The following is an 18,759-nucleotide window of genomic DNA, read 5'->3' as shown; positions in this document are numbered from 1 at the left end:
ATGCTCCTCACTCTTTTCATTTATCGAGCAAGTCCCTTTGGAACCCTTCTCGGTTCATCGAGACGATTTGTTTTCTTGCCTTTACCATCTCTTCAGTTTTTCCATGATGAAAAAAAGTCACGATCCCCTCTGGATGATCCTTGCTCCTCCCCGCCCTTCCGGCAATCTGAACGAGCGCACTTTCTGAAAAAATGGCATCTTCGGCCCCAATCACAGCCACGTCAATATTGGGGAAGGTGACGCCTCGCTCAAGAATGGTCGTCGTCAACAGTAAAGGAATTTCTTTGGAACGCATTCTCTGAACTTTTTCTTTGCGGTCAGGGTCTTCGGCATGGACAGATTCTATCGATGCCGCCAATGGATGCAGGATGGGGAGCGCTTTTTCCATCAAAAGGATATGTGGGAAAAACACTAAGGCTTGTTTGTTCACATGAATCCGCGCCATTATCCAGCGAAGGACGTTGGGCGGGAGTTTATTTTTTTGCAACTGCTTTTGCCAGTTACCGCACCATTCAAATTCGGGTACTGGGAGTGGATGGCGATGGAAACGAGCTGGGATGGTGGTAAATGCTCGTTTTCCTGTCCGGCATTCCCTTTGCCATTTTTGATTGGGGGTGGCAGTCAGGTAAATCATGGCGGAAGACGGTTTTCGCGACTGAATGGCGGCATACTGGAGGGATTCTTCGACAGTATATGGAAAGGCATCAACCTCATCTAATATAAGCGAATCAAAAGCCTGGTAAAAGCGGAGCAGTTGATGGGTGGTTGCAATGGTGAGGGGGGCATAGTGATGGCGGTCCTCACTTCCGCCATAAAGGGAAGCTACTTTTATTTCCGGGAAGGCGGCTTTCAGTCTAGGGGTGAGTTCTAAGACGACATCGGTCCGTGGGGTGGCAATGCAGATTCTTTTTTTAGCAGCAAGTGCAGCCTCGATTCCGGCGAATAGAACCTCCGTTTTCCCTGCCCCGCAAACAGCCCAGACTAGGTGTTCTTGATTATGCAAAATGGCATCTACCACATGGTCTGATGCATCCTGCTGCCCCTTTGAGAGAGTCCCCCGCCATTGTTTGATGGTTTCAGGAAGTTTGGTGTCAGGCAACGGCCCACTCCAGCCAATGAGAGCCGTGCAAGCGCTAATCCTACCCATCATGATGCAATGACGGCAATAATGACAGGTTTCACCACATCGTGAGCATGGAAAGGCGGCAAACCAGTGCGGGCTCTTCATGCCGCAACGGGCACAGACTGGCTTTTTCCCCTCGTAGTTGATTCCTTTCCGGTACGTTATATAGCCATTTTCATAATGAGCCTGTACTTCCTCGATAGGAAAGGGAATATCTTCTAGGAGGAGCTGTTTACCAGTAAGAAGCTGCTGCAGGTCATGGTTATAGGAGAAGTTTGGATTGAGCGGCGGATGTGGGATGTTCGGCAGTTTCGAGATGGGGAAAGAATCTCCTTGTATGGTACTTGGGACTAACATGTCATTTTTTATCATAAAACGCACAGGGGCACCTTCTCTGGACAGAGATAATAGCATCGATCTTTTGTTCTTCCCGTTGTTTTCAAGTTTAATTTATGAAGTATTTTTTGAGTGGTATTAGGGGATGCGAGATGCAGGAAGACTTTAACTTCTTGGTTAGTGATCGTTTGCTTATATAAGTAGAAGTAGTCACTGAGGGCTTTTAGGATGGCATCTTTTGATATGGTCTTGCAGACAGGGCAAATCCAATTCCCTCTTTTGTAATTCATCGGAATATAGCTGCATTCTTTATTCGGACAGCAAACACCACTGCGAATATCTTTTTCGGTCAAATTGTATTCTTTTAAAATGTTTATAGCCCTGGGACAATGTTGGTCGAAGAGTAGTTTCGCAATCTTCTCCATCGTTCCGTTGTTAATCTTTTCTTGCTGATACGTTTGTTCCATCTTCTCAATTTTATTAAAAAGGTCTCTTCCCTTACATATTTTGCTGAAATCTGTTTTGTCACCAGAATTAGTTTTCAAGATGGTGCTGGTGCTTTTGAAAAAAATTAAGGTGTCTACTGGGAGCAGGTTGCAATGGTTTTTAATTAACCAATTGCGGAGAAGGGATTGAAGTCGCTGGCATTGAACACGCGGGTCCTCGAAAGATTCTTCTGATCCATCCTCATTTGTACGGATTAGCTGCTTAAAAGTATTATCAAATGTTAATGTACCAGCAATGTTTTTGGCTTCGATGATTAGAATGTAGTGTTTGGAGAGAAGAAGGGTGTCGATTTGAAAGTGAATGCCGTTGAATTGAAGTTGGAGGTCGTGGAAGACGAGGTATCTATCATGGTGTATTTCTTTGACGTAATTAGCCAGTGCTATTTCGCCCCAGTATCCAGCCCATCGTTTGGCCAGGTCTTTTTCTATCTCTTGATATTTGCAGTGGCCGATTGTTAAGCGAACTTTTAGAATTTCGATTAACAATAGCCTTTGTGGGAGTGTTAATCCTTTCATGATCAAATTATTCGTCAACTCCTTTATCTTTTTTGAGAAATTTCTACAAAGATTGAAGAAATTCCTGCTAATTTGACAAATTTTTTTACGAGTTTTAGTCATTTAGGTAGGCTTGAATTCTATTGGGTAGAGCGGATTTCGCCTACTTTGCAAGGAATTCCACCGATTTGGCCGGGGATTCCGCCAATTGTTGGAGTTATTCCGCCTAACTTGGGTCGGATTCCGCCGACTTTGTAACTTTTCCCGCCGATTCCCCAATTGATTCCGCCTAACCTCTTTTGGATACCCTTTTTAGTGGGTTTCGAGCCTAAACACTGTTCGGTTTGCACGCTAGCGCTCGGCTTGAGGATTCCGCCGATTTGACCGGGGATTCCGCCGTTTGTTGGAGTTATTCCGCCTAACTTGGGTCGGATTCCGCCGACTTTGTAACTTTTCCCGCCGATTCCCCAGTTGATTCCGCCTAACCTCTTTTGGATACCCTTTTTAGTGGGTTGCGGGCCCATCCACTGACCAGTTTGCACGCTAGCGCTCGGCTCGAGGATTCCGCCGTTTGTTGGAGTTATTCCGCCTAACTTGGGTCGGATTCCGCCGACTTTGTAACTTTTTCAGCCGATTCTCCAAATGATTCCGCCTAACCTCTTTTGGATACCCTTTTTAGTGGGTTTCGAGCCCCTACACTGACCAGTTTGCACGCTAGTGCTCCAGCTTGAGGATTCCGCCGATTTGGCCGGGGATTCCGCCGTTTGTTGGAGTTATTCCGCCTAACTTCGGACGGATTCCGCCGACATTGTAACTTTTCCCGCCGATTCCCCAATTGATTCCGCCAAACCCCTTTTCATTACCTTTTTTAATGTTTTCGAGCCCAACCACTGATCAGCTTGCACGAGAGCTCTCACCCTCATAAAATCAAAAACCATTCCGTCCCAGAGGGCGGAATGGCAGGTAATTTACTTATCTAATTTTTTCATCCACCCCAAGCCCATGGCTCCTTCGCCGAGATGGGTACCGATGACCGCGCCGAAGTATCCGATGGTAAATTGGACGTTTGGATACATGGCTGACAGTTCAGCGCGCCATTCCTTGGCGTCTTCCTCACGATTGGCGTGAATAATGACAGCTTGATAGCTGTTGCCGCTAGATGCATCCTCATCAAGCAGGTCAACGATCCGTTTCATTGCTTTCTTTCGGGTGCGGACTTTTTCTAATGGGACAATGACCTTGTTTTCGAAATGAAGCAGTGGTTTAACTTGAATGAGGCTTCCAAAAAAGGCTTGGGCACTGGAGAGACGCCCCCCTCGTTGCAGGTGGGCTAAATCGTCCACCATGAAATAGGCCCGTGCCGTTTGTTTTAATGCTTCTAAATGGGCGATAATGGAAGCAGCATCCTCACCTTGGGATGCCAATTTTGCGGCCTCGATTGCATAAAAACCTTGCACCATGCAGCTGATTTCTGAATCAAATGGATACACGCTGATGCCGTCTACCATCGTACTGGCAGCGACAGCACCTTGATAAGTGCCGCTGATTCCACTTGAAAGATGGATACTAATGACAGCATCATACTCCTTAGCAAGGATTTCAAATAAATCGACAAACTGGCCAATCGGCGGCTGTGAAGTGGTTGGCAACTCTTTCGTCTTGACCTCTTCGTAAAATTGGCTCCAAGTGATATCCACTTCTTCCTGGTAAACCTCGTTTCCAAAGATGACATGTAAGGGGATCATATGTATATTCCATTTATCTCGTAAATCCTTAGGGATGTACGCAGTACTATCCGTAACGACGGCTGTCTTCATAAAAAAATACCATCCTTATCTTTTTAACTACTCTATGGCATTTTTTATTTTATATGAAATACTAATAAATTGCATTAATTGGTCAAACAAAAAGAGCATACTTTTCAGCATGCCCTTGGTTTGTTCTATTATTTTACCTCTACCCAGCCATTTTTAATGGCGACGACTACGGCTTGGGTGCGGTCATTGACGTTCATTTTTTGTAAAATGTTTGATACGTGGTTTTTGACTGTTTTTTCGCTAATGAATAAAGCTTCGCCAATCCCGCGGTTGCTTTTTCCATCGGCAAGCATTTGCAGCACTTCGCATTCACGGCGTGTCAGTAAATGCAAAGGGCGGCGGATTTCCATCGATTGCAGGTAAGCACCACCACTGCGAGCAACACCCGCTGCCAGCTTGCGGTACTCGTTCACCAAATTATGAGTAACCTTTGGATGTAAATACGATCCGCCATCCGCTACCACTTTGACAGCTTCAATCAAGGCATCGGCATCCATTTCTTTTAAGAGGTAACCAATGGCCCCAGTTTGCAGGGCATGGGTTACATAGTTTTCATCATCGTGAATGGATAAGATTATAATCTTCGTGTCTGGGTATTTCTCAACCAATTCACGGGTAGCTTCGACACCATTCTTTTGCGGCATATTGATATCCATAATCACAACATCAGGTTGAAATTCTTCTACTAATCTTAAAGCCTCGCAGCCATCGTCACCTTCTGATACAACTTGAAACGATTTTTCGAATTCTAGTATTCTTTTAACACCTTCTCTAAATAGTTGGTGATCGTCTATAATGACAATTTTCGTAGTCAATTTTTACGCCTCCTAGTCCTTCTAATTTCGAAATTTTCTCCATTGACGGTAGGTTCATTAGTTTTTTAGTTAATAAGTGGAACTCGAATCAGTACAGCGGTTCCCTTGCCTATTTTTGAATCAAAGGTTATTTCACCTTCAAGCAGGTCAACGCGCTCCCGCATCCCAATCATGCCAAATGACTCTGGTTTCTTTTCCGAAATATCAAAACCGACGCCATTATCCTTGATTAAGACAGTAACTGCCGCATTGGTTATTTCTAACCGTACTTTGATTTCACAGGAATTTGCATGTTTTAATGCATTTTGAACTGATTCTTGAATCATCCGGAAGAGTGCGACTTCATACTTAGTTGGAAGTCGGCGTTCTAGTCCGATATTCACAAAATCAATTTTTGAGTGGTTATGATATTCTTCGATTGTTTGCAGGTATTTTCTGAGGGTAGGGACGAGACCTAAATCATCTAATGCCATCGGACGAAGGTCATAAATAATGCGCCGGACTTCATAAAGTGCCGAACGGACCATTTTTTTAAAGCTATTAACCTCCGAAAAAGCCTCTTCTGCGCCCTTTTCCCTATAGACTCGTTCAATTAAATCTGAGCGCATAATGACATTGGCAAGCATTTGGGCAGGACCATCGTGAATATCCCTTGAAAGCCGCTTGCGCTCTTCTTCCTGTGCTTCAATGATCTTTAATCCGAAATCTTGTTTGGCTTTCGCATCTTCGAGTACTTTACCAACCTGCTTTAAATCACTGGTTAAGTAATTCATGACAACCGAGATTTGCGAAATAAGCTGGTCGGCACGATCAATCGTTTCGTCCAACCCTACCAGGCGATTTTCAAGATCTGCTCGTTTATCCAGCAGCTGCTTTTTGTATTGCCAATTTATCGAAAGATCCATTTGTAGTTGATGGGCCTTTTCATAGGCATCACGGACTTCTTCTTCCGTGTAATTTTTAAAATTCATACTGACTTCTGACAGCATGCTCCGTGCTTCAAGGACTTGTCTTTCAAGTTCTTCGCCTTCTGTTGTAAGTTTTACCATCATTTGCTTAATATTGTCTAATTCATTGATCATTTTTTCATAATCTTGACGGCATTGCTCACCTATCTGGAAGATGTCACTTTTGCTGCAAGTAACGGTTTCAATCATTTCCTCACGAATTTCATCAATTGATTTCATATTAATCTGTTTAATTTTCATACACATTCCTCCGATAAGAAAAGCAATAAGCGCCTAAACGCACAAGCTATGCAATACTCTAATTTCAAAGAATATAATTTCATTATCTTTGGATTTTCTCTTACATACCTTTTAATATATTTTACATTGGATTGAAACAATTTGCTAATCATATCCTATACACTACCGTTCATTTCAGAAAAAAGTAGTATAATAGGAATACCTCTATCTGCCCATAGAAACAGCTTTTCACTACTTTGAACTTTTTTATTATAACACGGAAATTTTACTGCCATATTAAAGTTATATTACACCATTATGATATTTAGGAAGGAGAGCGCATAATGTTACCTCGGTACAATACAGTAAAACACGCTGGTGAGCATGAAATTATTATTCAAAAATCACGTTTTATTGCTCACATTAAAAGAGCAGAATCAGAATTGGACGCTCAAGAATTTATCCAGGCATTGAAAAAAAAATATTGGGATGCATCTCATAATTGTTCCGCTTATTTAATTGGCGAGCACGATCAAATACAGAAAGCCAACGATGATGGTGAACCAAGCGGTACAGCGGGGGTTCCTATTCTTGAGGTATTGAAAAAAAGGAAACTGAAGGATACCGTAGTGGTCGTTACCCGCTACTTTGGCGGGATTAAATTAGGAGCAGGCGGATTAATCCGTGCTTATGGAAAGGCAACTTCTGAAGGTCTAGATGCAGTCGGAATCGTAGAAAGAAAATTAATGCAAGTTTGCCATGTCAAAATTGATTATTCATGGCTTGGAAAGATTGAAAATGAATTACGATCGTCCATTTATATCCTTAAAAATATTCAGTACCTCGAAAATGTCGAAGTGGAAGTCTTTGTCGAAGAAGAGAAACATCAGGCGTTCATCGAATGGATGATTGAACTCACCAATGGACAAGCAGAGATTACAAAAGGTGAAATGACCTATCTAGAGTCCGATATATAGGCATTTCTTTTCTTTTGTATTGACAAAAAATAGTAATTTTCTATATTTACAAAATTTTGTTTTACCAATCTCAATAAATATTATAAAATAGAATAGATTTTCAACAAAAGCAGACATTTTTCTACTTTTACTACTAGGAGGCAATCTATGTCTATCAATAGACAAGTTTATAAAAATAATAAAAAAGGCAAGAAAAGACGGAAACGAATATTGCTATGGATCATCATGCCGATTCTATTATTGATTATCGGCGCAACCGCATATGGCGGATTTTTGTATAACAAGGCTGAATCGGTGATGAATAAATCCTACAAGCCAATTGAACGTGAAACGAAGAAAGCAAACACCAATGTTGAACTTGAAAATACATCGATATTATTTATTGGTGTTGATGATAGTGAAAAACGGAAGGAAAGCGGCAACTCTCGTTCGGATGCATTGATGCTTGCTACGTTTAATAAAGAAGAAAAATCTATTAAACTACTAAGTATACCGCGTGATTCCTATGTTCATATACCTGAGAAGGATATATATACAAAAATCACGCACGCTCATGCATATGGCGGCGTGAAACTTACACTTGAAACAGTTGAAGAGTTACTTGATGTCCCAGTGGATTATTATGTAAAAATGAACTTTAACGCGTTTATTGATGTTATAAATGCCCTTGATGGGGTCAAAGTTGACGTACCGTTCACCTTCTCAGAACAAGATTCCGAGGACCACGCAAAAGCCATTACCTTGAAAAAAGGCTTACAAGAACTTGATGGTGAGCAAGCACTAGCATTTGCCCGGACAAGAAAAATTGATAGTGATATCCAAAGAGGACTGCGCCAGCAGCAAATCTTTAAGGCCATTCTCGCAAAAGGTTCATCCATTAAGTCGATTACAAATTACACTGATGTAATGGAAGCGGTTGGGAAAAACATGTCAACCGATTTAACGTTCGATCAAATGAAATCATTTATCAGCTATGTCCAAGCAGGTTCTGGAATTAATGTTGAATCGATGTCACTAAAAGGTTCTGACGACTATATTGATCGTGTTTATTATTATAAATTAGATGAAACTGCATTAGAAGAAACGAAAGCAAAACTGAAGGAACATCTTAACAGAACAACTACAGCTAGTACAACGGAAAGTGAATAAGCAAAAAACCCGGATCAGTAAAATCCGGGTTTTTTTTTTGCATAAATTTTAAGTAAAAGCCAACAATAAAAGGGTAATCCACAACGAAACAGCCTGCCGTGGTTCACCCTTTTAATAGAGTCACTATTCTTTTAGATTTACCTGTTTCTGTTCAAAATCCCCATAATTCGGAGGAGCGGCCGATAATTTTTATTGATTAAACCAATCGTTTCAACAAATAGTTCAATCGCGAGCACGATAATGGTCATGATTAAGATGGAACCCCATACCGTTGTGATGGTAAAAATAAAGGCTGCAAGACCGAACATGGCTGCCATTGCATAAATCAATAGAACCGTTTCACGATGAGTGAAACCTAGTTCGAGTAAGCAATGGTGTAAATGGGATTTATCTGGAGCAGATAATGATTTCTTATTGTATATACGGCGGATGATAGCAAAAAACGTATCCGAAATCGGAACACCCAAAATAATAATTGGAACAACAAATGAGATTAACGTTACATTCTTAAAACCAAGTAAGGATAGTACCGAGATCATATAACCAAGGAAAAGCGCTCCGGAATCACCCATAAAAATTTTAGCGGGATGGAAATTATAGAGTAAAAATCCTAACGTGCTGGCAAGAAGGATTGTCCCCATCGCGACTACATAACCATTCCCCATCACTATTGCCATTCCGGAAATGGTGATAAAGGCGATTGAAGAAACGCCAGCAGCAAGACCATCCAGTCCATCAATCAAATTGATAGCATTGGTAACACCAACAATCCAGATTACCGTAATCGGGATACTAAAGATACCAAATTCTAAGTAACCATTAAATGGTAAGTTAATAAATTCAACTTCCACTCCGCCCCACATCACGACGATTAGTGCGGAAATGATTTGTAAGGCGAATTTTAATTTAGCTGATAACTCATAGATATCATCTAACATACCAGTAATTAATATAATGACTCCACCAGCAATAATAGCAGCATGGTAAGGACTATCTGGATGCAGGATTAATATACCTAATAGAAAACTGATATAAATAGCTAAGCCGCCTAAACGCGGCATAATCTTAGAATGTACTTTACGCTGATTAGGACTGTCCGTTGCTCCTAATTTAAAAGCCAATTTTTTAACAATTGGAGTCATTAAAATGGAGCATAAAAAACATAATATTAAGGTCAGATATAACATGGAGACCCTCCCTATGAATATAATGCCCCATTAATAAATTTTAGAAACAGGCACATATTTCTAAGTACAGAACGAACATATTATAGCATACCAATTTTCACTTTGGTATAAATTAATAAATTATCGGAATATTCAAACTTAAACTACAATTACTAGCACTATACTTCTATCACTTTGTAAGACGCATGGCAGAACAAAAAGGTTACATTTTTTTTCTTTTAAAAAAGGGGCGTACCTTATTTATGGAGCTTTAATTTAAAGATTTGCAGTAAAAATCGCGGGATTGCCAACATTCTTCTCCACCGCGACGGCTGGCTAATTAAGCGGTAAAACCATTCAAGATTCATTTTTTGCCAGATGCGCGGTGCGCGCTGAACCTCACCGGCAAGAACATCGATGCTGCCGCCAACCCCCATAAAAAGCCCCTCGGAAAATTGGTCCAGATTTTTGGCTATCCATTGTTCCTGTCTAGGGAATCCTAATGCCACAAGCACAATATCAGGGTTAGCGGCTTTAATTTCAGCGGTTACCGTGCTTTTCTCCCAATCAAAAAAACCATGATGACGTCCCGCAATTTGAATTTGCGGAAAGTTGTTTTGGATGTTAGACACAGCTTTTTGATTGGTCTCTTCACGCCCGCCTAAGACATAAATTTTCCACTTTTTCTCATTCCCCAGTTCAAGGAGGCGGACCGTTAAATCATAACCGGCCACCCTCTCCCTTATCGGAGTGTGTAAGATCTTCGAAGCAAGAATAATCCCATACCCATCTGGTACAACCATGTCAGCCGATTGGATAATGTTTTTATAGTCGGGATGTTCATGAGCATACATGACAATTTCTGGGTTAGCCGTGACAATGAAGGCTTTTTGCTTATTTTTAATGTTGGATAAGAGGTCCTCTACCACTTGATCAAAGCATTTATTAATAAAATCTATTCCTAAAACGGAAACCAAGTTAGTTTTCATTATTAGATTCCTTTACCCGCTAAGCCTTTTTGTTTTTGCATGACCTGTTCACGGAACTTTTTCTGCTGTTCATTGGTCATTGACTTATATTCTTTTAAGAATTTTTCGTATTCTGGAATGACTTCTTTAACCGGACCAAACTTTTTTATTTCACCATACTCAAGCCAGACCGCCTTTTCACAGAACTCTTTGATTTGTCCCATGGAGTGGCTGACAAAGAAAATGGTTTTTCCTTTTTCTTTAAACTCAAACATCTTGTTCTTTGATTTTTGCGCGAAAACCTGATCACCTACAGATAATGCTTCATCCACAATCAGAATATCGGGATTGACAGTAACCGAGATGGCAAATCCTAGCCGAGATTTCATCCCGCTCGAGTATTTTTTTACAGGTTGATCAATAAACTTACCGATATCTGCAAACTCGATGATTTCAGGTTCCATCTCTATAATTTCTTTCTTTTTAAACCCGAGCATTAAGCATTTTAGTTCAATATTCTCTCTGCCTGTCAATTGATTATTCAGCCCCGAGGAGATCGCGATAATCGAGGTTGTCCCAATCGTGGTAACCTCTCCTGTAGTAGGCGGAATCACACCTGCAATGATGTTTGATAGCGTCGATTTTCCGGACCCATTGACACCAACAAGACCGATAACATCGCCTTGCTGAGCCGAAAAGGATATATCTTGAAGTGCATAGAAATCTTCACCATATCCACCGGGTAACACGACATCCAGAAGCTTTTCTTTTGGTGACCGATGCATTTTATATTTTTTATAGACGTTCTTTACTATCACCGTTTCACTCACAAACAATCAACTCCAATTTACAAATAATCAACAAAACGGTTTCTAAATTTCAAATGAAGAACGGAACCGATTAGGAACAACACTAAAACCAAAATCCAAAAATACAACGTATATTGCGGGTACTCCGCTGGATACCAGGTTGTTCCCAACAAAGCTGCTCTGTACCCTTCAACTATGTAATACAAAGGGTTTAATTTTAAAACAAAGGCAAAGTCGATTCCATTGATCATTAAATGTTCAGTATGCCATAAGAGCGGTGTTAAATATAACAGCATTTTTAGAACGGACTGAACGACTTGCTGCACATCCCTGACAATCGTTGCCAGCGTGGATGTAACTAGTGCAAGGGCTAGTAAAAATAATAATGTGGCAATCATAAAGTACGGCAGTTGAATATAGTAGATGCTAAGTTTAAATTCGGTAAATTGTAAAAAGACAGTAACAACTGCAACTAATAGTAGATGGGTATAGAAATTCGCCATGATGACAAATGAAGGAATCGCGCTCATCGGAAAACTCATTTTTGCAATCAATTGGATTCTTGAATAAATCGATTTAGATGAAGCAGAAATCGCGGGATTTACGAAAAACCAGACAATCATTCCCGTTACCATCCAAATAAAAAAAGGAACTTCTACGCCATTATCCATCGGAACCCCACTGCCTTTACGAATTCCGGCACCAAAAACAAACCAATAAATGGTCAGCTGAATCATTGGATTCAGTATCTCCCAAAATCTGCCGAGATAATTATTCGTATTCGCACTTTTCAGTTCAAAAGCAGATAACCTCAGGATCAGGTAAAAGGAACTGATTTGCTCCTTTACAATTGTAATCATCGATTTCATGAAAATTGTCCTTCCTATCGCTAATAATAACCTTGTTCATTATACATTAATTTTTCCAAATGGGCATTATAAAAACAAAGCCCCGAGCAATTTGGTACTCGAAGCATGTACTCATTATTTATAATGCCCCTTTTACGTGAGTTTGAGGACATTGTTCTGCAAACATCTCGGAAACCAAGTTTTGGCTGGAATGGCCTTTCGAGTATTGATTCCATTTTTCAGAATAATAATCGACTTTTGTTAAATCGAAGCGGTCGTTTTGAATAAGTTCTATAATCGATTCCGTATCTTTTACTAATGGTCCTGGTAAGGACTCTTCAAATCCTTCCATGACACCACGCTGTTGCTTGTATTCATCCAAATCATAGGTGAAAAAGATGATTGGTTTATGTAAAAGGGAAAAATCGTATGGAATCGAAGAATAATCGGTAATCAAATAATCGGCGGCGACCAGCAGCTCATTAATTTCATACTGACGCGATGAGAGGTCGACAACGAAATCAGGGTATCGAACTGCATAATCATCCTTTCTAACAATCGCAGGATGTAACCGTAGAATTAACCGATACTCTTGTCCTAGTTCCCGTGCCATTTTATCCAACTCTAAGACAAGGTTAAACTGTTCTAACTCATTGTCTCGATAGGTGGGAGCATACAGGATGACCTTTTTATCTTTTAAACTTGGATATTGATGTAGTAAACTCGCAATCGCCTTTTGTTTCGCTTCTTCATTATAGAAGAAATCGGTTCTCGGAACTCCTGTTGGCAGGATATTCTCCTTTTTTAAGTTAAAGGACTTCATGAAAATCTCCGCCATGACGTCTGAGCCGACAACGACCTGATCAAATCTACTGTATACTTGTAAAAAGCGCTCTTTTGCCCGATCCGTTCTAGATTTTATCGATTCATCTTCTAGACCGAACTTTTTCATCGCTCCCGATGCATGCCATAACTGAATACACTTGACCTCTTTTTTAAAGGACACAGCAGCTAAAAAGCCGAAATAGTTATCGATAAAAATATGTCGGGAAGTGGCTAAGTGATATACAGACTTCGTCCAGTTAATGAGATATTTTACCTCAAAAAGTATAGTCGTGGCCTTCTCCACGTTCTTAAATTTAGGAAATGCTTTTTGTTCACATAGAAAAACCACGTCTGTTGGTATGTGCTGCTGGCAAATTTCTTTATACACATACTGGGTGTTATCACCGAAACTAACCACAAACGTGGTTTTGTTTTTAAGCGGAACGAGTGAAAATATCGAAAAAAAACACCTAAAGATGAATAAATAAAAACAAATGGCTAGTTCCCTAACCATTTGTGACAGCATTTAAATCTTCTTTGATTTGTGAAGTAGAGATCCCAATTGTTCTTGGCAGATAAACCACTTCGCAATATTCCTTTAGAAAGTCAAATTTGCCTTTCCAATCATCACCCATCACAAACACATCAATATCATGCTTGATAACATCTTGAATTTTTTGGTCCCATGTATTTTCAGGAATCACTTCATCAACAAAACGAATCGATTCCAAAATTAATTTTCTATTTTCAAAACTATGATATGCCTGTTTATTCTTTCCTTTGTTGAATTCATCTGTAGAAAGACCAACTATCAAATAATCACCTAGATCTTTGGCGCGACTAAGTAAATTTATATGACCAAAATGTAATAAATCAAATGTTCCATATGTTAAGACCTTTTTCATTAGTGTAATTCCTCCTGTAAATAGTATTCGGAAAAAGTGTAAATATTTATTCATCCAATAGCACTTATTTTCATTTAACATAATCTTAACTTTAACTTTACCAAATCATTATAAGACTATGAAACTTAAAATTCAATGAAGAACTTTTGTATTTCCATCAAAATACCATTTTTGTGCTCATTTATGTATCATTTTTTCAGGATAATTCGAAAAAAAGAGCTGACCTGAAAACAAGTCAGCCCCAATCTATTTCAGTTCTCTAACAATATAATTTTTACTTACCCAGCCAGTTTTACCGGTGGATAACTTGATATTATACCAAGTTTTTGTTTTATCCATCACAATAATTCCTTTGCTATCCAAAACCAATTGCACATAATCATTTAAGTATAGTTGAGCAATTTCCTTTTTAGCAGTAGAAGGTTCAGGACGAACATTCAAATAACTAGAACCAGAAACTCGCCCTAGGTTAAGTACAGTAAAGTAATCATCGTAGGTAGAGAAAGCAACTTTAATAGTTGTATCCTTCGTATTTACATTAACTTTCAAATTATAATCATTTGATTTCTCAAGTAGGATAAAGGTTGTATCTTTTTTAATCGTGCTTGATAGGTCCTTTTTCGCTTTTGCTTGTATTCCTGCAGGAAATATGTCTTTACCAGCCGGTATGCCCGGTAATGCAGGGACAGTTGTATTGATGGACGCTTTATCATAATATTTTTGGTCAAAAGGCAAGATGTTCTGCATGTGTCTAGCAATACCATTGCCCCAGTTTGGATCACTTGCATACCAGTAATTCATACCGATACTTTTACTTGCCACTCTCTTTCCCGTGGAATCATTTGTCCGATAACCAAGCATGGCTCCTTCAAAGTGAGTACCGTTCGGATTTAGGTAATCTGCTTTCATTTTTTGGGCAACATAATTGATACATTGCTCAACGGTTGAAAACCGGTAGGCCCCTACAAAAGGTGCAGCATCATAAGCACCATAACCAAATAAGTTCTTTTTACCTAATGAAATATTAGATGTACCAAACCCGCTTTCATGGATGGCATGTGCGGCTAAGTATAGGGCATTTATACCGTACTTTATACCAGCATCAATAAAGGCCTGTCCTTTATTAACTAATACACTGGGCTTACCATTAGTATTTTTTGCAATGTAATCATTGATTTGCTTGGCTGTCACAGTCGATTTAGTTCGTAAATCAATAAACCGGTAATCCGTTAATTTATATTCCTTTAGATAGCTTTTATATACATAGCCAGTTTTGTCATTGTAAATGACTTGATACCAGTCACCCAGTTTTTTTCCGGTTGATTTAACACTTCTTCCATTTGGAATAACTGCCAAAACAGCAGATCCTTCTCCTGATTTCCGCATATTTACATCATCCAAAACCAAATAGTTACTGCCATTATTGGTGACAGAAGGATTTTCCGTCGCAGTACTTGTTGATTTTGGTTGCATGTATTCCTTATAAACATACCCTTTTTTTCCTTTGTAACTTACCTCATACCAATTGCCAATCATCTTTAGCGATGAGATGGCAGTACCTTTCGGAATCAAAATCAATTTTGTATAGGAAGGTCCATAAGATGAAAAGACATATGTATCCTTAATGGTTTGATATTCCTTGTTTGCAAGGCTTTTGGAAGAAGATTTATAAACATCACCGCTATAAATGTACAAATATTTACCTTTGTATTGTACACGGTACCATGTTTTCCCAATACTGTTTACAACCTTTTGTGTTGAGTACAACCCATTTCCATTTGGTAAGCTCCCCACAGACTTTTTCTTTGTATCAGGCGTAGTGTATAGCATCCCTGTTTTTTTTGTAAAATAATAGGTGCCGCTCGTGTTTATATATTTATAGTATTCCTTTACATAACTGCCGCTGACCCAGCCTGATTTTTTATAGGTTTTGCCTTTGGATGTGTACGAATAGGATACTTTATAATAGCTGCCTTTTTTTTCTGTTGCAGTGATCACTTTTCCTTTTGGAATCGTGATAATCGTTTTGTATGTAGTACCTGCACCTTCACGCAATCTTAGGTTCGCTGTTGTTTGAAATGTTGTTTTACTAATTACGACAAGACTAGCAGCTTCTGCTTGCTCGATACTAATTGGTGCCAGCGGAATGGTGGCTCCGCTGCTTAAACCACCAAGTATTAAACCGGTGGATAAAACCATGACTTTCCCCATGTTATTCATTAAATCTACAACCTTCTCTCTCTACTTTTCAATTTTTCCGTCATCGTAACGAATCAAGATTCCTCATCAGAAATGAACGTTCGTATTAAGGACTATCGCATCACCTCGGTATTTATATCTATAAAACTACTTTTTATAAAAAATAGTTAAAAACAATTAAGCTAGTTTAAATCCTTGGTATAAAGGTAGGCAGCACTTACCCATGCATTTGAACCATCTGCCCTTTTCAGCTGGTACCATGATTTTGATGTATCCATCATTAAAGATCCATCCGCTTTCATAACAATGGATACAAATTCATTTAACCCCAAGGTTCCAACGGAAGGATATGATGTAGCTGGTCCCGTTCTCATATTTAGCCCTGAAACTGTAACTCTACCTAGATTTTTCACAGATAAATAGTTTATGTAATTACTAAAGGCCACGTCCTCTGTCCAGTACTCCTTGTTATTAAACTTAACCTTTAACCAATAGTCATTTGTTTTCTCCAACAGAAGAAATGTACTTCCCGCCTTCATTACACCAGCAGTACCCTCCCCATCTTTTTCACTGACAAGAGATAGGTCTTTTTTTGCAGCAGCTATGATATTTGCCGGAAACACATCACTTCCAACTGGATACGACGGCCTTGTTGGGATATCGCTATTTACACGCGCTTGTGTATAATAGTTCTTATCATATGGAAGAATTTTTTGCATCTGCTGGCTGATTGCCTTCCCCCAGTTTGGGTCACTTGCATAAAAAAAGTTCATGCCTTCACTATTGGAATTGATTCTTGCATCCGTTAATGTTTTCGTACTGAAGCCAAGATAGGCCCCTTGATACTTCCAATTGGAAGGATTTAAATAAGTTGTTTTCATTTCACGGGCAATATAGTCAATACACCACTCCACACTTGTAAACCGGTAGGCTGCTACAAAAGGTGCTGCATCATAGGCTCCAAAGCCAAATAAGTTATTCTTTGCAAGCGATATGGTTGATGTTCCATAGGCACTTTCATGAATGGCATGTGCGGCCAGATAAAGTGCATTTACCCCATATTTTTTCCCCGCATCGATAAATACCTGTCCTTTATTAGTCAAAATACTCGGCTTTCCTGTACTATTTACATAGCCAGCAATATAATTATTTATCTGACTGGCTGTTACAAGGGATTGTGTCCTTAAATCAATAAACTGATAGCTATCTCTGCTGCCCATTGGATCACCAGTTATTACCTGTTGCAAGTATGTGCCAAATACATAGCCGCTTTTCCCTGCGTAGTTAACTTTATACCAGCCATTAGATGTCTTACTGGTTGGGATGAGAATCGTGCCATTAGGAATCACTGATAGAACAGCGGCAGTCGTCCCGGCAGCTTGTCTTAAATTTAATTGATCCGTGACTAAATAGGTAGCCTTCACTATGGCTTGTTCGGTAATCACATCGGCTGGTGGATTGATCACGTCGTCCCTGTCGGTTTCTCCCGGACCGGGATTCTCGGCAGGTTTATTGTATGTCGTAAAATCACCGCTATAGACATAGCCTGTTTTACCGTTATAAGAGACTTTATACCAATCTCCAATTCTTTGTTTGGTAGAAATGATCGTTTGTTTTGGAATTTTCACTAGTTTTGTATACGCCTTACCATAGGATGCGTATAAATAGGTTTCCAATTTGGATTGATACTCTGCCGCTGAAAAGGAGGTTAACGTGGATTTGGTTACATCACCGCTATAAACATAAAGGGTTTTCCCATTATACGTCACCTTGAACCAGGTTTGGCCAACGCTATTTATTGCTTGGTAGGCAGAATACAGTCCGTTGCCGCTTGCCAGGCTGTAAACCGCGGTTTTCTTTGTATCAGGCGTAGAATAAAGCTTCACTGTCTTTTTTGAAAAATAATAAGCACCCGTAATCGCACTATATTTATAGTATTCCTTTAAATAAGTCCCCATTACCCAGCCAGTGGTTGTCACATTTTTACCTTTTGAAAGATAAGTATAGGTCACTTTATACCAGTCACTTAATTTTTCCGAACTTTGGATGGTCTTTCCCTTCGGAATCGTTATAACTACTTTATCCTTCGTGTTTGCCCCAGAACGAATGTTTACGTTATCAGTGGTTTGATAGGTTGTTTTTGGAAATAGTATCGTTTTCGGGGTGGCAGTAATTTTCTTGAGATAGGAGGTACTAACCCAGCCTGTCTTCGCTATTTTTTTTCCATTAACCGTATATTGATAGGTAACCTTCGTCCAAGTTCCCGTTTGCTCAACTGCGGTGACGTTTTTGGCATTAGGAATCAGTTGAATTACCTTATATTTTGCGGCTGGACCCATTCGTAAATTCACATTTGCTGTAGTTTGATAGGTGATATTTGCTAATTTTTTCGTGCTGGCCGCTTCTGCTTGATGCAAGCCGTTTGGAACGATAGGTGCTGCCATCTCCCCTAATAGTAAACTAGTAGATAGCAAGACAACCTTCCCGATATGTTTCATTTAGCCACCTCCTTGTCATTTTCCTATCGTTGCTAATTGCAAATTTCTACAATTCAATAAAAAAACTCATATTATGGCGAAAGAGTTAAGTCCCCAATAAGAACTAGGAAACCTATATGAATTCTATTAATATTAT

17 protein-coding genes are annotated in these 18,759 nt (G+C 39.6%); 2 read left to right on the top strand and 15 right to left on the bottom strand.

Annotated elements, in window-relative coordinates:
• Positions 1–16: 16 nt before the first annotated feature.
• From KW850_RS10755 to KW850_RS10725, 7 genes are all read right to left on the bottom strand, one after another.
• Positions 17–1,504, bottom strand: coding sequence for an ATP-dependent helicase ComFA (locus KW850_RS10755; RefSeq protein ID WP_374226311.1), 1,488 nt, complete (start codon positions 1,502–1,504; stop codon positions 17–19).
• Entirely contained in the window at positions 1,492–2,481 is a 990-nt protein-coding gene (locus KW850_RS10750) for an NERD domain-containing protein (protein WP_256358207.1), read from the bottom strand. The genes KW850_RS10755 and KW850_RS10750 overlap by 13 nt, the downstream gene beginning before the upstream one ends.
• Positions 2,482–2,600: 119 nt before the next feature.
• Positions 2,601–3,002 (bottom strand): hypothetical protein, encoded by a 402-nt coding sequence (locus KW850_RS10745; RefSeq protein ID WP_218347571.1) that lies wholly within the window; start codon positions 3,000–3,002, stop codon positions 2,601–2,603.
• 172 nt (positions 3,003–3,174) lie between these two features.
• Complete coding sequence (locus KW850_RS10740) at positions 3,175–3,351, bottom strand: hypothetical protein (protein WP_218347570.1); 177 nt, start codon at positions 3,349–3,351, stop codon at positions 3,175–3,177.
• A 77-nt stretch (positions 3,352–3,428) separates the two neighbouring features.
• A complete protein-coding gene (locus KW850_RS10735) occupies positions 3,429–4,277 on the bottom strand; it encodes a DegV family protein (protein WP_218347569.1) in 849 nt (282 codons plus the stop codon).
• A 128-nt stretch (positions 4,278–4,405) separates the two neighbouring features.
• Complete coding sequence (locus KW850_RS10730) at positions 4,406–5,092, bottom strand: response regulator (protein WP_218347568.1); 687 nt, start codon at positions 5,090–5,092, stop codon at positions 4,406–4,408.
• Positions 5,093–5,157: 65 nt separating this feature from the next.
• Entirely contained in the window at positions 5,158–6,300 is a 1,143-nt protein-coding gene (locus KW850_RS10725) for a sensor histidine kinase (protein ID WP_218347567.1), read from the bottom strand.
• 323 nt (positions 6,301–6,623) lie between these two features.
• Here KW850_RS10725 and KW850_RS10720 point away from each other — a divergent pair, with 323 nt between their 5' ends.
• Both KW850_RS10720 and KW850_RS10715 read left to right on the top strand, forming a co-directional pair.
• Positions 6,624–7,256 (top strand): YigZ family protein, encoded by a 633-nt coding sequence (locus tag KW850_RS10720; RefSeq protein ID WP_218347566.1) that lies wholly within the window; start codon positions 6,624–6,626, stop codon positions 7,254–7,256.
• Positions 7,257–7,403: 147 nt separating this feature from the next.
• Positions 7,404–8,405, top strand: coding sequence for an LCP family protein (locus KW850_RS10715; protein ID WP_218347565.1), 1,002 nt, complete (start codon positions 7,404–7,406; stop codon positions 8,403–8,405).
• Between the two features lie 137 nt (positions 8,406–8,542).
• On the opposite strand, the gene KW850_RS10710 is transcribed toward KW850_RS10715, so the two are convergent.
• The 8 genes from KW850_RS10710 to KW850_RS10675 all read right to left on the bottom strand — a co-directional run bounded on the left by KW850_RS10710 (position 8,543) and on the right by KW850_RS10675 (position 18,623).
• Complete coding sequence (locus tag KW850_RS10710; protein ID WP_218347564.1) at positions 8,543–9,592, bottom strand: glycosyltransferase family 4 protein; 1,050 nt, start codon at positions 9,590–9,592, stop codon at positions 8,543–8,545.
• Positions 9,593–9,828: 236 nt separating this feature from the next.
• Positions 9,829–10,560: a WecB/TagA/CpsF family glycosyltransferase gene (locus tag KW850_RS10705; protein ID WP_218347563.1), complete on the bottom strand. Its 732-nt coding sequence runs from the start codon at positions 10,558–10,560 to the stop codon at positions 9,829–9,831.
• A 2-nt stretch (positions 10,561–10,562) separates the two neighbouring features.
• A complete protein-coding gene (gene tagH, locus KW850_RS10700; RefSeq protein ID WP_218347562.1) occupies positions 10,563–11,369 on the bottom strand; it encodes a teichoic acids export ABC transporter ATP-binding subunit TagH in 807 nt (268 codons plus the stop codon).
• Between the two features lie 17 nt (positions 11,370–11,386).
• Entirely contained in the window at positions 11,387–12,217 is an 831-nt protein-coding gene (locus KW850_RS10695; RefSeq protein WP_218347561.1) for an ABC transporter permease, read from the bottom strand.
• A 118-nt stretch (positions 12,218–12,335) separates the two neighbouring features.
• Positions 12,336–13,547: a CDP-glycerol glycerophosphotransferase family protein gene (locus KW850_RS10690; protein WP_256358199.1), complete on the bottom strand. Its 1,212-nt coding sequence runs from the start codon at positions 13,545–13,547 to the stop codon at positions 12,336–12,338.
• On the bottom strand, positions 13,528–13,926 hold the full coding sequence (gene tagD, locus KW850_RS10685) for a glycerol-3-phosphate cytidylyltransferase (protein WP_218347560.1): 399 nt from the start codon (positions 13,924–13,926) through the stop codon (positions 13,528–13,530). The genes KW850_RS10690 and tagD overlap by 20 nt, the downstream gene beginning before the upstream one ends.
• 246 nt (positions 13,927–14,172) lie before the next feature.
• Positions 14,173–16,146 (bottom strand): SH3 domain-containing protein, encoded by a 1,974-nt coding sequence (locus tag KW850_RS10680; RefSeq protein WP_218347559.1) that lies wholly within the window; start codon positions 16,144–16,146, stop codon positions 14,173–14,175.
• A 161-nt stretch (positions 16,147–16,307) separates the two neighbouring features.
• On the bottom strand, positions 16,308–18,623 hold the full coding sequence (locus tag KW850_RS10675; protein WP_218347558.1) for an SH3 domain-containing protein: 2,316 nt from the start codon (positions 18,621–18,623) through the stop codon (positions 16,308–16,310).
• Positions 18,624–18,759: the final 136 nt, after the last annotated feature.

The organism is Bacillus sp. sid0103 (assembly GCF_019219025.1).
The sequence above is the reverse complement of the archived record's forward strand: the minus strand, read 5'-3'. Positions and strand labels throughout refer to the sequence as shown.